The 12,732-nt window shown below is 32.3% G+C and carries 14 protein-coding genes; 11 read left to right on the top strand and 3 right to left on the bottom strand.

The genetic code is table 11. From position 1 onward, the window contains the following. Positions 1-10: 10 nt before the first annotated feature. Together OH806_RS08200 and OH806_RS08195 are read right to left on the bottom strand one after the other, a co-directional pair. Positions 11-760, bottom strand: a complete 750-nt coding sequence (locus tag OH806_RS08200) for a nucleotidyltransferase domain-containing protein (protein ID WP_264743193.1) — start codon at positions 758-760, stop codon at positions 11-13. Positions 761-770: 10 nt separating this feature from the next. Next, complete coding sequence (locus OH806_RS08195) at positions 771-2,153, bottom strand: RtcB family protein (protein WP_264743472.1); 1,383 nt, start codon at positions 2,151-2,153, stop codon at positions 771-773. 98 nt (positions 2,154-2,251) lie between these two features. Between OH806_RS08195 and OH806_RS08190 the strand changes: the two genes are divergently transcribed. From OH806_RS08190 to OH806_RS08140, 11 genes are all read left to right on the top strand, one after another. Beyond that, a complete protein-coding gene (locus OH806_RS08190) occupies positions 2,252-2,584 on the top strand; it encodes a HopJ type III effector protein (RefSeq protein ID WP_264743192.1) in 333 nt (110 codons plus the stop codon). Between the two features lie 137 nt (positions 2,585-2,721). Beyond that, the gene (locus OH806_RS08185) at positions 2,722-3,741 is read left to right on the top strand and encodes a helix-turn-helix transcriptional regulator (protein ID WP_264743191.1); all 1,020 of its coding nucleotides are present in this window, start codon (positions 2,722-2,724) and stop codon (positions 3,739-3,741) included. 51 nt (positions 3,742-3,792) lie between these two features. Next, positions 3,793-3,924 carry a hypothetical protein gene (locus OH806_RS08180; RefSeq protein WP_264743190.1) on the top strand — a complete coding sequence of 44 codons (132 nt, stop codon included), beginning with the start codon at positions 3,793-3,795 and terminating at the stop codon, positions 3,922-3,924. Between the two features lie 279 nt (positions 3,925-4,203). Beyond that, positions 4,204-4,767, top strand: coding sequence for a hypothetical protein (locus OH806_RS08175; RefSeq protein ID WP_264743189.1), 564 nt, complete (start codon positions 4,204-4,206; stop codon positions 4,765-4,767). 116 nt (positions 4,768-4,883) lie between these two features. Continuing rightward, entirely contained in the window at positions 4,884-5,933 is a 1,050-nt protein-coding gene (locus OH806_RS08170) for a glucokinase (protein ID WP_264743188.1), read from the top strand. A 143-nt stretch (positions 5,934-6,076) separates the two neighbouring features. After that, the gene (locus OH806_RS08165; RefSeq protein WP_264743187.1) at positions 6,077-6,643 is read left to right on the top strand and encodes a YceI family protein; all 567 of its coding nucleotides are present in this window, start codon (positions 6,077-6,079) and stop codon (positions 6,641-6,643) included. 78 nt (positions 6,644-6,721) lie between these two features. Then, positions 6,722-7,348: a YceI family protein gene (locus tag OH806_RS08160; protein ID WP_264743186.1), complete on the top strand. Its 627-nt coding sequence runs from the start codon at positions 6,722-6,724 to the stop codon at positions 7,346-7,348. A gap of 125 nt (positions 7,349-7,473) precedes the next feature. Continuing rightward, positions 7,474-8,115: an alpha/beta hydrolase gene (locus OH806_RS08155; protein ID WP_264743185.1), complete on the top strand. Its 642-nt coding sequence runs from the start codon at positions 7,474-7,476 to the stop codon at positions 8,113-8,115. Between the two features lie 105 nt (positions 8,116-8,220). Beyond that, positions 8,221-9,567, top strand: coding sequence for an ammonium transporter (locus OH806_RS08150; RefSeq protein WP_264743184.1), 1,347 nt, complete (start codon positions 8,221-8,223; stop codon positions 9,565-9,567). Between the two features lie 99 nt (positions 9,568-9,666). Further along, positions 9,667-11,085 (top strand): L-serine ammonia-lyase, encoded by a 1,419-nt coding sequence (locus tag OH806_RS08145; RefSeq protein WP_264743183.1) that lies wholly within the window; start codon positions 9,667-9,669, stop codon positions 11,083-11,085. Between the two features lie 60 nt (positions 11,086-11,145). After that, on the top strand, positions 11,146-11,802 hold the full coding sequence (locus OH806_RS08140) for a hypothetical protein (RefSeq protein ID WP_264743182.1): 657 nt from the start codon (positions 11,146-11,148) through the stop codon (positions 11,800-11,802). Positions 11,803-11,844: 42 nt separating this feature from the next. Here the strand turns inward: OH806_RS08140 and OH806_RS08135 are convergent, their stop codons facing one another. Then, positions 11,845-12,690 carry a prephenate dehydrogenase gene (locus OH806_RS08135; protein WP_264743181.1) on the bottom strand — a complete coding sequence of 282 codons (846 nt, stop codon included), beginning with the start codon at positions 12,688-12,690 and terminating at the stop codon, positions 11,845-11,847. Positions 12,691-12,732: the final 42 nt, after the last annotated feature.

Below are 12,732 nucleotides of genomic sequence, written 5' to 3'. Positions count from 1 at the left end.
TTTTTGTTCCTTAATTTATTAATATTTCCCTAAAAACACTTTCCATTTCATTTTTATCGGCATTTCCACCTTTCAGACTCTTTGCTCTTTCCTCATTCTCCAATATCATTTTTTCTAGCCATCCAAAAAGTTCCCAATCATTTGGATGCTCATAAGATTCTCCTTTTGTAGCTTTTAAGGTTATCAGATTTTCTATTTTCCTTTTTGTTATATCCTCAACTAAAACCAATAATTCACTGAATAAAACAGGAGGAACGGTTCCTTTTTCTAATATCCATTTCACTGTTAATGTGGTTCTAAGACAATAAAAATAAGATTTTAGTTTTACTTCATCGTTTCTACAAGCATCAAGATATTTTTTGCTCATGCTTAAATAATGGTAAGAAACTGCTATTGGAGAAAAACAAGAATCAGCTAAAGGTCTGAACAATTCAAAGAATTTCTCATTTTTCACATATACGATAGGTGAGTAAAACCAACTTAGTAAAGCAGCGTTAGATTTCAGTAATAGATGAAACGTTTTTCTTAAATCCCATCCGGAACCGTCTAAGTTATCTTCTGTCATAAATTCTATGGTTTCATCCTTGTCCCACGGCGAAAGATACCAGTCTTTTTCATGTCGGTATATAAAACGTATATCATAATCGCTGTCAGGTGAAGCAAAACCCCAGGCTCTGCTTCCTGACTCTACAGCGAGAAGTATTTCTACTCCGCGCTTTTCTTCTGTTTCTTTTAATTTATGTAATATTTTTGGTGTCATTTTTTTAGTTTTATGTTTTTCTGAATTTTTTCTTTTTCTTCCAAGGTGCATTTTTTCCAATATCTCCCGCCATGATGCATCCATAAGGCATCACTTCATCTAGGATTTCGCAAAGTCCGTATTCTTCAATTTGTGCTCTTACGTTTTGAGCATTTTTATAAGCTGTCGGAAGTTCAGAAATATCAATCTCGTTGGAATAGAAACGAACATCAATTCCTTTTGTTTCTTCTTCAAAAACTTCTTCAATAGTTTTATGAGCCAATGATTTTCTATGCTGACTTCTGCTGAAATTTCTTCCTGCACCATGAGGTGCAAACCCAAGGTTTCTTTCATTAGTTTTTCCTTGTACAATTAAAACCGGTTCAGCCATATTCAGAGGAATCAATCTAGGTCCTGTAATGTCGGGCATGAATTTATCATCCAATGGAGTAGCTCCTTTAGCATGATAGAATAAGTCTCCATCTTTGAATACGAAATTATGTTCGTTCCAATATCTGTCTTCTTTTTCGATTCCGATGGAGTTTAAAACCGCATCATGAATAGAAGTGTGGTTTTCTTTTGTCCATTTTCTTATTAATTGCAATGCTTCCCAATACGATTGTCCTTCCTCGGTTTCAAAAGGAATCCAGGCATTTTCTTTTAACGTTTCTGGTGAAATTTCCATTCTGAAACGGTTGGCAACTTTCATCCCTTTATCATATAAAGCTGCACCTGGAGCTCTGGAACCGTGATGAGTTACCAACATTGTATTTCCAGTATTTTTTGAAATTCCAACAAACAGAAAATGATTTCCATCTCCTTGGGTTCCCATATGAGAACGGGCAATACTGATTAATTTTTCATCATTTAAGAAATCATTTTCTCTGAAAGCATCCATTAATTCCTGAGACATTGGCATTTGTTCTCCTCTTGGTCTGCCTCCGTATCCGAAATGAGTGATAGAATTTGCAACATCCAAAACTTCTTTAGGATTAGCTTTTCCAAAATCTGTCAACATCACAGAACAACAGATATCTGCGCTATGAAATCCTGGATGGATTGCATTTTTTGCAACAACAACTCCACCAACAGGAATATGACCTTCAGGACCTGTAGGACAGGCATCTGGCATAATAGCTCCTTTTACTAGAGTAGGAGTTTTCATCAAAACATTCATTGTGTTGATTACTTTTTCTACATTGTCGTTTTCACTTTCATGTTCTGCTCTGATGTTGATGACAAAATCTTTTGCTGTTTCATGAAGCGGAATTAATTCAGGTTGCTTGAATTGTTCCAAATATTCTTTGATTTGATTTTCATCTAATTCATTTTCATTGATATATTGAATGGCTTCTTTGAACCATTTTGCAGGTCTATATCCCAATTCAATTAAGTGATTTCCGTTAAATTCCATTGTATTTTTATTTTGATACTGCAAAGTAATAATACAAGTACGCATTATTTTTGCGTAGATAAATTTATTTTAATTATTTTTGATTAAAATTTAGAAAAATGATAGTAGAACAATTAAAAACTTCACCAGAAACAATTCAATTTAAAGAGGTAATTGCTTATATAGATGAAAATTTTGATTTTAAACCGACTAAATTTAGTAACGGAAACACTGTAAATGAAGAAAATCAGAATAATGGTTCTTGTAAGGTTTTCAGTTTTGCTAAAATCAATAATTTATCAAAAGAAGATACATTGAATCTTTTCGGAGAGTTTTACAAAGAAGATGTTCTTAAAAATCCGGAAGGAACAGACCATCAGAATATCAGAAATTTTATTGAATTTGGCTGGGAAGGAATTTCTTTTGAAGGTGAAGCGCTGACTAAAAAATAGTTTTCAGTCTGTAAAAACAATTTATTTGTCATTCTGAATGAAACAAAGTGTAATGAAGAATCTGATTGAAAAAAAAGGATTCTTCATTTCGTCGGAATGACAAGTTTGCTATCACTAATAATAAAAACACAAACACCATGTCATCTAATAAAAATGCACTTATCCGTTATAAAACATTAGATAAATGTCTGAAAAACAAATATCGAAAATATACTTTAGAAGATTTAATAGATGCTTGTTCTGAGGCTTTATTTGAGTTTGAAGGCAAAGAATCCTTTGTAAGTAAAAGAACCGTTCAGCTCGATTTGCAGAATATGCGTAGCGAAAAGTTCGGATATGAAGCACCGATTGAGGTGTATGAAAGAAGATATTACAGATACAGTGACCCAGATTATAGTATTCATAATATTTCTGTGAATGAAAGTGATTTGAAAGCAATGAACAATGCGGTTCAGATTCTTAAACAATTTAAAGATTTTTCGATGTTTAAAGAAATGAATGGGGTTATTCAGAAGTTGGAAGATTCTATTCATTCAACCAGCCAAAAGTCAATTATTCATTTGGATAAAAATGAACAATTAAAAGGGCTGGAGCATATTGATACGCTGTATGATGCTATTTTGAATAAGAAGGTTTTAAGAATTAGCTATAAAAGTTTTAAAGCCAGAGCATCAGATTTGTATACGGTTCATCCTCAATTGTTGAAAGAATATAATAACCGATGGTTTTTGATTTGTCTTTATAAAGGAAAAATGTACAATCTGGCTTTAGATAGAATGGAAACCATTGAGTTGGATGAAAAAACTGAATATATTGACAAAAATCTTGATGGGGATGAATATTTTAAAGATGTTGTAGGAGTTACGGTTTCCGAGAGCATGGCTCCGAGAAATGTAGTTTTCTTTGTTGATTCTTCAAATGCGCCTTACGTAAAAACGAAGCCTTTTCATGCAAGTCAGGAAATTGTGAATGAGTCAAATGACGGAACAATTTTTAAAATTTGTGTTCAGTTGAATTTTGAATTAGAAAGACTTCTTTTGGGTTTCGGAGAATCCTTAATTGTTCATAAACCAAGAAAATTGAGGATTCGACTGCAGGAAAAATTCAAGACGGCTAAGAAAAATTACGAGAATCTTATTTTGGAGGATGAAAATTGATTTATTTTTTTATGGCTTAGAAATTGTATTAATCACAAAAAAATAAACATTATGAAATCCAGAATATTAAAAGCTGTACTTGCAATTGTTGCACCTATGGTAATTGAATTTGTAATTAAAAAAGTATCTGAAAAGTTAGAGAAAAAAGGAGAAGGAAAAAAACAACTTCCAGCTTCAAACTAAAAGAATTTTAAATTTTAGAATTATATAAAAGAGACTGTTCATTAAATGATAGTCTCTTTTTAGTTTATGAAATTTTGTAGTTTGGGGACTTTGCAAATTACTATAGATACTTGTTATTAATTTTATTTGTTAATTAATTAAACGTTTATTTGATTTTAATTAAATGTAATTATTTGTCAATCATTATTTTATGTATTGCATAAATGTTAAAATGGATTAAAAAGCCTTTCTTGGCACGATTTTTACACTTTTTGGGGAGTAAAACTTAAAATTGGAGTTATGAAAATGTTTAAACAGGCAATCTTACTAGCCGGAATTTTGACGGCAGGTGTAGTGAGCGCACAGAGTGCACAGATGAATAATATGATTAAAGTTGGTGCGAATGTTGGTTTAGCAGTTCCTGCGGATAATGCTTCTGCTGCTGTAGGAGTAGATGTGGCGTATCAAAACTTAATCACGCCCGGTTTTGGATTAGGTATTGCAACAGGTTATACACACTATTTTGGTAAAGATAATAACGGATATAAAAATAATGATGTTGGAGTAATACCTGTAGGTGCTTTAATCAGAATTTATCCAAAACAAACAGGATTCTATTTCGGGACAGATTTAGGATACGGTTTTCTTGTCGGTGATGACAAAGTAGCTTCTAATACTACGGTTGACAGACCAGACGGAGGATTTTACATTAAACCGGAAATCGGATACCACAACAGAGATTGGAATTTCTTCTTACAATATCAGAAGGTATTTACAGGAAGTAAGGGAGATTTGGTGGATCAAGACTACAATGTGGGGAACATTGGGGTAGGATTTTCGTATAATATTCCATTAGGAAAGTAGTTAGATTTAAATATAAGCAATTATTAACCAAACCTTTTCATTTTTTTTGAAAAGGTTTTTTATTTACCGAAAAGATTTTACGAAAACTATTATTATATTTGATAAAATTTGAGATTATGAATTTGAATCCAAAATTTCCGCTTTATTTACCAGGTGTAGAGAGTACTAATAATGATAATGTTTCTATTATTGGGGCAAATCTTCGTGAAGATTTTTCCACTTTAGGCTATTTTATTTCTGCTAATGGAGGAATTGAAACCAAAATTCAAAAGACCTATACAACCACAGAGTTTTCTTCACTTTCAGATATCTTGAAAAGCTTTATTCAGGAAAATAATCTTGAAAATATAAAACGTTTGGGAATTGCTGTTCCAGGGCCGGTTCTTGAAGGTAAAAGTAATCCTGCAAGATTGGGATGGGAGCTTGATGTGGAAGAATTCAAAAAAGATTTTGGGTTTGAAAAAGTAGAAATGCTTAATGACCTTGAAGCTTCGGCATACGGAATGAGCCTTGTTGAGGATAATGATCTTGAACCTATCTATACAAGTGGTCACCTTGAGAAAGGAAATGTGGCTATTTTAGCGCCAGGAAATGGTCTGGGAGAAGCAGGATATTTCTTTGATGGAAAATTTTTAAGACCATTTGCTACAGAAGGAGGACATTCGGAATTTTCGCCTAGAACAAATGTAGAGGTTGAATTTTATCAGTTTTTAAATAATATTTACGGAATTGTAAGCTGGGAAAATGTGCTTTCTAAAACGGGATTATTCAATATTTATAGGTTTTTGAGAGATGTAAAAAGACATCCTGAGCCAGAATGGTTATCAGAACGCTTTTCAAACGGGAATTTTGTGGAAGAATTGTATAAAGCAGCAGTTGAAGATGATGTTTTGGTTTGTAAAATAGCATTGGATACTTTCATAGAATTTTTGGCAAGGGAGGCGAATAACCTTACATTAAAATTAAAAGCAACGGGAGGATTGCTTATTTCAGGTGATATCCCACAGATGATAAAAGATTATATTAATAAAGATAAATTCTACGAGAAATTTAAAATAAGTGATAAGATGGAAAATATGTTGAGAAACACTCCAATTTATCTTATTAAAACAAATCAGACAGGATTGAATGGTATAGCACTCTATACGGTTTATTATCAAGAATAAAACAGACTCCGAAGAAATTCGGAGTTTTTTTATGAAATGATATTATTCATAAAAATAATTGACTTTATTGATGTACATCAATGAAATCTATCAAATAAGTATATTACATTTGCACCATTAAACAAGGTAAATAACTTATTCAAATGAAAAAAATATTATTATTAGCGGTTTTAGCTAGTGGTTTAGCTTTTGGTCAGTCAAAAAAAGTAGTAGCATCTGATGTTCATTGGTGGGGATACAAAATTGCAAAATCTGAGGCTAGTTCACACGACGGAACAGTAGGGGTGAAGTCTGGAGATTTGGTTATGAAAGGAAATCAATTAGTAGGAGGTAGTTTTGTTTTAGACATGACTTCTATTAATGCAACTGACCTTTCGGGAGAATACCAACAAAAATTAAATGGACACCTTAAAAATGGAGATTTCTTTGAAGTTGATAAATTCCCAACTGCAACTTTTAAAATTACAAGTGTAAAGAAAAATAAAGATAAAATTTACAGCTCTTTGGTAACCGGAGATTTAACGGTAAAAGGAAAAACGAATAAGGTTTCTTTCCCTGCTAAAATTTCTTACAGCAAAGGAGTGGTGAATTTGGTTTCAAATAAATTCTCTTTTGACAGACAAAAATTTGATGTTGCTTACAAGTCTTCAATGCAAGATGTTTTTATTAAAGATGACATCGATATGCTTGTAAAGGTAACTGCTAAATAAATTAATCAAAAAAAGATTGTTAAAAGTGTAGAAGTTCTACACTTTTTTTTATTTTTGTTGAATTGTAAATAAAAAAGAATGAAAAGATTACTATTGTTTGCTATGATGTGTACCTGCATATCATTTGTTTTTGCTCAAAAGAAAGGTGATAAGGTGGTAAAAGTTACCTCATCGGAGATTAGATGGTGGGGATATAAAGTTGTGAAAACTGAGGCTTCTTCACATTCAGGTACGGTGAAACTTAAAAGTGGTAAATTCAACTTTGATAAAACGGTAATGATTGATGGTGAATTTATTATTGATATGAGAAGTTTGATGGCCGGAGATGTTTCAGATGAAGATCAGGTAAAGCTTACTAATGATTTGAAAAGCACAAACTTTTTTGAAGTTAAAAAATTCCCGACTGCAAAATTTCACTTGACTAAAATTATACCATTAGCAAACAGTGAGTACAATTCTACAGTATATGGAGATGTAACAATTAAAGGAGTAAGAAAAACGATTTCTTTCCCTGCGAATGTTTATATCACGCAGTTTACAGTAGTGATTGAATCTGCTAAATTCTCATTAAACAGAAGAGATTTCAAAGTATTCTATCAGTCTTCTTTGAAAGATTATTTCATCAAAAATGAAATGGATATTCAGTTCAAAATTTCAACAGAAAAATTGGACAACGAAAACAGAGTTCCTGTAAAAAAGAAATAGGAAAGATATCTTTACAAATATTCAATGAGCAGTTTTTTAATTGCTCATTTTTTGTTTATTTTGTTTAAAAGTTGAGAGATAATCTTATTTAAAAATATCCTCAAAATGCTTTTTATTTTATTAATATGAAGATTTATATAGTAAGTGGATTAGGGGCAGATTTTAAAGTTTTAGAAAAGTTAAAATTCCCTGAAAAACATGAAATTGTATTTATAGATTGGTTGATTCCACAGAAAGATGAAGAATTTTCGTCATATGTAGAAAGAATGGCTTCAAAAATTGATACAAGTGAACCTTTCTGTTTGTTGGGATATTCTTTTGGAGGAATTATTGTTCAGGAGATTAATAAAATAAAACCTGCTGAAAAAGTAGTGATTTTAGGAAGTATTAAATCTGATAAAGAAAAATCTAAATTGATAAAAGCCGGAGAGATTACAAAAATCCCCAAAATACTTCCTGTTACTTTCTTTAATGATAAAACAACTCGTATTTATGGAGTGTTAAGAAAGTTTTTTGACTCTAAAAATCCTAAAGTTTTACAATATTTCAGAGTAAAAGACCCATATTATTTAAAATGGTCAATCGAGAAAATATCAGAATGGAAATTTGAAGAAACTCCTGGTGTTATTCAGATTTTGGCGGATAGAGATATTGTTTTTCCGATTAAAAACTCAAAACCTGATTATGTAATAAAAGGGGGTACTCATCTTTTTCCTGCTACAAAATACAATGAAGTGTCTAAAATTATAGGGGAGGTGTTTGTTTAAAAATTAATTTTATATTTTTTTGTTGAAAAAATATGGGGTTGATTGTAAATTTTTGGTTTTTTATAAAATTTATGTTTAATTTTAAGGGGTTAAATTGATAATTTTATGAAAATAGGACTAAAATGGATTGTTTCTTTTGCAATCATTACGTTAATTTCAATAGGAGGGTTGTTTTTTGATGCGTTTTTTCCTCAAGTTGTAGAATCCGATGATTTTTTATCAGAAGATAATATTGTGGGTGCGGATGTTGCATGGATCTTGGCTGCTGCAGGATTGGTACTTTTAATGACTCCCGGATTGTCTTTCTTTTATGGAGGAATGGTAGGGAAAAAGAATATTATTTCTACTATGCTTCAAAGTTTTATAGCTTTGGGTGTGATATCTATTTTATGGATAATCGTGGGCTTTTCACTGTCATTTGGAGATTCTATGGGATTTACAATAAATGGAGAACATTACGGGATAATCGGGAATCCTTTAAGCTATCCTTTTTTTCATGGAGTAGGTGTTTTGCCTCATAAAATGATGGCTTCTACCATTCCTTTTGTTCTTTTTGCTTTATTTCAAATGAAATTTGCCGTTATTACTCCAGCTTTGATTACAGGTTCGTTTGCTGAAAGAGTACGTTTTATATCTTATCTTTTATTCATGGTGCTTTTCAGTATTTTTATTTATACACCACTTTGTCATATGGTTTGGCATCCTGACGGGCTTTTAAATAAATATTTTGGAGTGAAAGATTTCGCAGGCGGAACAGTTGTACATATGAGTGCAGGTTTTGCTGCTTTGGCGGGAGCTTTAGTTCTTGGAAAAAGAAAAAAGCCTCACCATGAACCCTCCAATATTCCTTTTGTACTTCTTGGAACAGGAATGTTGTGGTTTGGATGGTTTGGGTTTAATGCAGGTTCTGCTCTGGCTGCAAATGCAACGGCTGCATCTGCTTTCGGAACTACTACAATAGCTTCAGCTTCTGCAATGATGACATGGATATTTTTCGATAGAATTAATAACAGGAAAATTTCGGCTATGGGAGCTTGTATTGGTGCAGTTGTAGGTTTGGTTGCTATTACTCCGGGATGTGGTTTTGTTACAATTTCAGAAAGTCTTTTTATAGGTTTTATTTCTGCAATTGTCTCTAATACAATGATGAATTGGAAGGCTTTAAAAACAATTGATGATACATTAGATGTTTTTGCTTGTCATGGTGTTGGCGGAATTATGGGTATGATTCTCACTGCTATTTTTGCTCATGGGGAAAATGCGAGTCTCCTTCATGGTGGGTTAGAAGTGTTTTCTCATCATATGATAGCTTTATTTTTAGTGTCTTTTTTTACTTTTTTTGGCTCTTTACTTTTATATAAAATCACAAATGCTATAATCACTTTAAGAGTTTCTGAAGAGTCCGAAGAATTAGGGCTTGATATTTCTCAGCATGAGGAAAGTTTAAGTTAAAAATTATTAATTCAATCTCTTACTTTTTACTTCTTTAGAAAAGATTTTTATTCAATTTATCATGTATCTTTGTCTTGAAGAAAATGGTTAATTGTTTATATGGAATCAATATCGGTTTTTGAGATTATTAAAGTAGGGATAGGTCCGTCGAGTTCACATACGATGGGACCATGGAATGCCGCTGCAGCATTTATAAGAATTATAAAAAGAGAGCGATCAATAGATGAGGTAAAAGAAGTTTTTCTTGAATTTTTTGGTTCTTTGGCTAAAACAGGAATTGGACACGGAACCGATATTGCCGGAATGTTAGGTCTAAACGGAGAAGATTTTAAAACTATTGATACAACCAAGATTGATGAGAAAGTTGAAAAAATAAAAACGTCTCAAATTCTTAATCTGGGAGGTGAAAAAGAAATACCATTTATTTATGGACATCATCTGGTTTTGAATATGGAAAAATCTCTCGATTACCATCCTAACGGAATGATTTTCAAAGCTATTTTTGAAGATGGAACCGAGCTTGTTCAGGATTTTTATTCTGTGGGAGGAGGTTTTATTATGAGTCAGGAAAAGAAATCTATCCAAAAACATTGTGTTCGCACATTATATCCTTGTCATAAATCGTCAGATATTGTAAAATATTGTGATAAACTTGGTTTTAATAGAGTTTCAGATTTAATTTTAATAAATGAAGAGAGTTGGAGAACTCAAGAAGAAACAAGACAGGAAGCGCTTTATATCTGGCAACAAATCAAAGAATGTATTTATAAAGGTGTAAATAAAGAAGGAATTCTTCCGGGAGGTTTGAATGTTACAAGAAGAGCGGCTGGAATGAACAGAAAACTTTTAGGAGACAAAATTTATAAAAATAAAGAGGAATGGTTTCAGCTTGTGGTTGATGCAGAGGAAAATTTCACCAATATTAATAAATGGATTGCATGTTTTGCATTGGCTGTGAATGAAGAGAATGCAAGTTTCGGAAGAATTATTACAGCACCTACAAATGGGGCGAGCGGAGTTATTCCGGCTGTGCTAATGTATTCTCAGGCTTTTACTCCTTTTACAAGTGAAGATGATATTGTGAGGTTTTTATTGGTTGCCGGAGAAATTGGAACTTTATTTAAGAAAAATGCTACAATTTCTGCTGCAATGGGAGGTTGTCAGGCGGAAGTCGGAGTTTCTTCAGCAATGGCAGCAGCAGGTCTTACTGAGATTTTAGGAGGAAGTGTAGGTCAGGTTCTTATGGCGGCTGAAATTGCAATGGAACATCATTTGGGTCTTACTTGTGATCCCATTAAAGGTTTGGTGCAGATTCCGTGTATTGAAAGAAATACGATGGGGGCTATAAAAGCTATTACTGCTGCAAATATTGCATTAGAAAGTGATCCTACAAAAGCAAAAGTAACTTTGGACGAGGTTATTCAGACAATGTGGGAAACGGCTTTGTCTATGAGTGACAGATTCAAAGAAACATCAGAAGGAGGTTTAGCAATTGCTGTAAATGTTCCTGAATGTTAAAAAATAATTTGTGATATTAATAAAAACAGATATTTTTGCCGCAGACATTTTATTAATAATATGAAAAAAACTTTTACACTATTTTTTGCGGTAGCTTCTATGGCTGTTTATTCTCAGATTCAGATTCCTGCAACATCATCAAAAGGAATAATTGTTACACAGAATAATACAAAAATTGTTTATAAAGATTTGAAATACGAAAAAGGTAAGGTCACATACAAAAATGCTCAAACAGACTCAGAGGAATTTTTATATGATAATTCTATCAAAAGTATTGAAGAAAATGAGAATGCTACAGTTGTTCAGAATTCAAATTCAGGAATTTTAAACACTCAAAAGTCCGAGAAATTGACTTCAATGAGAGATATCAAAAATTATCTTAAAGAAAATGATTTAAAGTATAAAAGAGGGAAAGGTTTGAGTGATGTTGGTACTGTTTTTATTATAGGAGGTGGTGCTACTTTCCTGATTGGCGGAATTTCAAATTTATCTAGTGCTAATGAAGTGAAATCAAGCGGTGAATCGAAAAAAGGTTCATCAGTACCTTTGATTATTGGGTTGGGCGTAGCTGGAGCAGGGCTTATAATGAAAATTGCAGGCAATTCTCAAATGAAAAATTCAATTAGAAATTATCAAAATTCTGATGCAAGAAAGTTTAGTCCAAATTACTATGTAGTTAATGATGGAAACGGAGTTGGAATGATGATGAAGTTTTAATTTTTAAATAAAATAAGTAAATTGCTTTTACACTAAAGCAATTTACTTATCTAAAATTCCTCTTATTTTATTGGCATTAGAAATCAATTCTTCCAAATATTCAAAATTTTCTTTTTCTAAAGCAGATTTGAATTTTCTAAGCTGAGAAATATGTTCATTCAATACATCCAGTACATTTTCTTTATTTTGTTTGAAGATAGGAACCCACATTTCAGGGTGTGATTTTGCTAAACGAACTGTACTCGAAAAACCCGAACTTGCCAACTGAAAAATAGTTTCTTCTTCTCTTTCCTTTTCTAAAACGGTATTGGCTAAAGCATACGAAGTAATATGTGAAATATGCGAAATATAGGCGGTATGAACATCATGGTCTTCCGCATTCATATAAATTAAATGCATATCAAGACTTTCAACAATTTTTTCAACCAATTGTAAAGCGTCTTCAGCAGATTCTTCTTTATTGCAAATAACTCCGGCTTTTCCGGAAAAACTATCTGAAATGGCAGATTTAGGACCACTGTTTTCGGTTCCCCACATTGGATGGAAAGCTACAAATCTTGAACGTTTAGGGTGATTTTTTACTCCTGCTACAATTCCTGCTTTTGTAGAACCAGCGTCCATAACGATTTGGCTTTCTGAAATTAAATCTAAAACTGTTGGAAGCAGTTTTCTTGCAGAATCTACGGGTATCGCAAGGATAATTAAATCCGAATTTTTGATCCCGTATTCTAAGTCTACTTTTGCATCAATTATTTTTAAGTCTAAAGCTTCGTCAAGGTGCTTATTACTGTTATCAATTCCATAAATGAAATCTACGATTCCTTTTTCTTTTAACTTCAAACCAATTGAACCTCCGATTAATCCTACACCAATAATACTTATTTTCATTTTTTTAAATTTAAAATAAAAAAACCCCGTCCTAGGACGAGG

The sequence above is a fragment of the Chryseobacterium oryctis genome, from assembly GCF_025971925.1.
In the GTDB taxonomy this organism is placed as follows: Bacteria; Bacteroidota; Bacteroidia; order Flavobacteriales; family Weeksellaceae; genus Chryseobacterium; species Chryseobacterium oryctis.
Note: the sequence above shows the minus strand (reverse complement) of the source record. Positions and strands in the feature narration are given on the sequence as shown.

Excerpts from the sequence above, each read along its gene's own strand:
- OH806_RS08200 (WP_264743193.1), bottom strand. The coding sequence starts at position 760 with ATGACACCAAAAATATTACATAAATTAAAAGAAACAGAAGAAAAGCGC.
- OH806_RS08195 (WP_264743472.1), bottom strand. The coding sequence starts at position 2,153 with ATGGAATTTAACGGAAATCACTTAATTGAATTGGGATATAGACCTGCA.
- OH806_RS08190 (WP_264743192.1), top strand. The coding sequence starts at position 2,252 with ATGATAGTAGAACAATTAAAAACTTCACCAGAAACAATTCAATTTAAA.
- OH806_RS08185 (WP_264743191.1), top strand. The coding sequence starts at position 2,722 with ATGTCATCTAATAAAAATGCACTTATCCGTTATAAAACATTAGATAAA.
- OH806_RS08180 (WP_264743190.1), top strand. The coding sequence starts at position 3,793 with ATGAAATCCAGAATATTAAAAGCTGTACTTGCAATTGTTGCACCTATG.
- OH806_RS08175 (WP_264743189.1), top strand. The coding sequence starts at position 4,204 with ATGAAAATGTTTAAACAGGCAATCTTACTAGCCGGAATTTTGACGGCA.
- OH806_RS08170 (WP_264743188.1), top strand. The coding sequence starts at position 4,884 with ATGAATTTGAATCCAAAATTTCCGCTTTATTTACCAGGTGTAGAGAGT.
- OH806_RS08165 (WP_264743187.1), top strand. The coding sequence starts at position 6,077 with ATGAAAAAAATATTATTATTAGCGGTTTTAGCTAGTGGTTTAGCTTTT.
- OH806_RS08160 (WP_264743186.1), top strand. The coding sequence starts at position 6,722 with ATGAAAAGATTACTATTGTTTGCTATGATGTGTACCTGCATATCATTT.
- OH806_RS08155 (WP_264743185.1), top strand. The coding sequence starts at position 7,474 with ATGAAGATTTATATAGTAAGTGGATTAGGGGCAGATTTTAAAGTTTTA.
- OH806_RS08150 (WP_264743184.1), top strand. The coding sequence starts at position 8,221 with ATGAAAATAGGACTAAAATGGATTGTTTCTTTTGCAATCATTACGTTA.
- OH806_RS08145 (WP_264743183.1), top strand. The coding sequence starts at position 9,667 with ATGGAATCAATATCGGTTTTTGAGATTATTAAAGTAGGGATAGGTCCG.
- OH806_RS08140 (WP_264743182.1), top strand. The coding sequence starts at position 11,146 with ATGAAAAAAACTTTTACACTATTTTTTGCGGTAGCTTCTATGGCTGTT.
- OH806_RS08135 (WP_264743181.1), bottom strand. The coding sequence starts at position 12,690 with ATGAAAATAAGTATTATTGGTGTAGGATTAATCGGAGGTTCAATTGGT.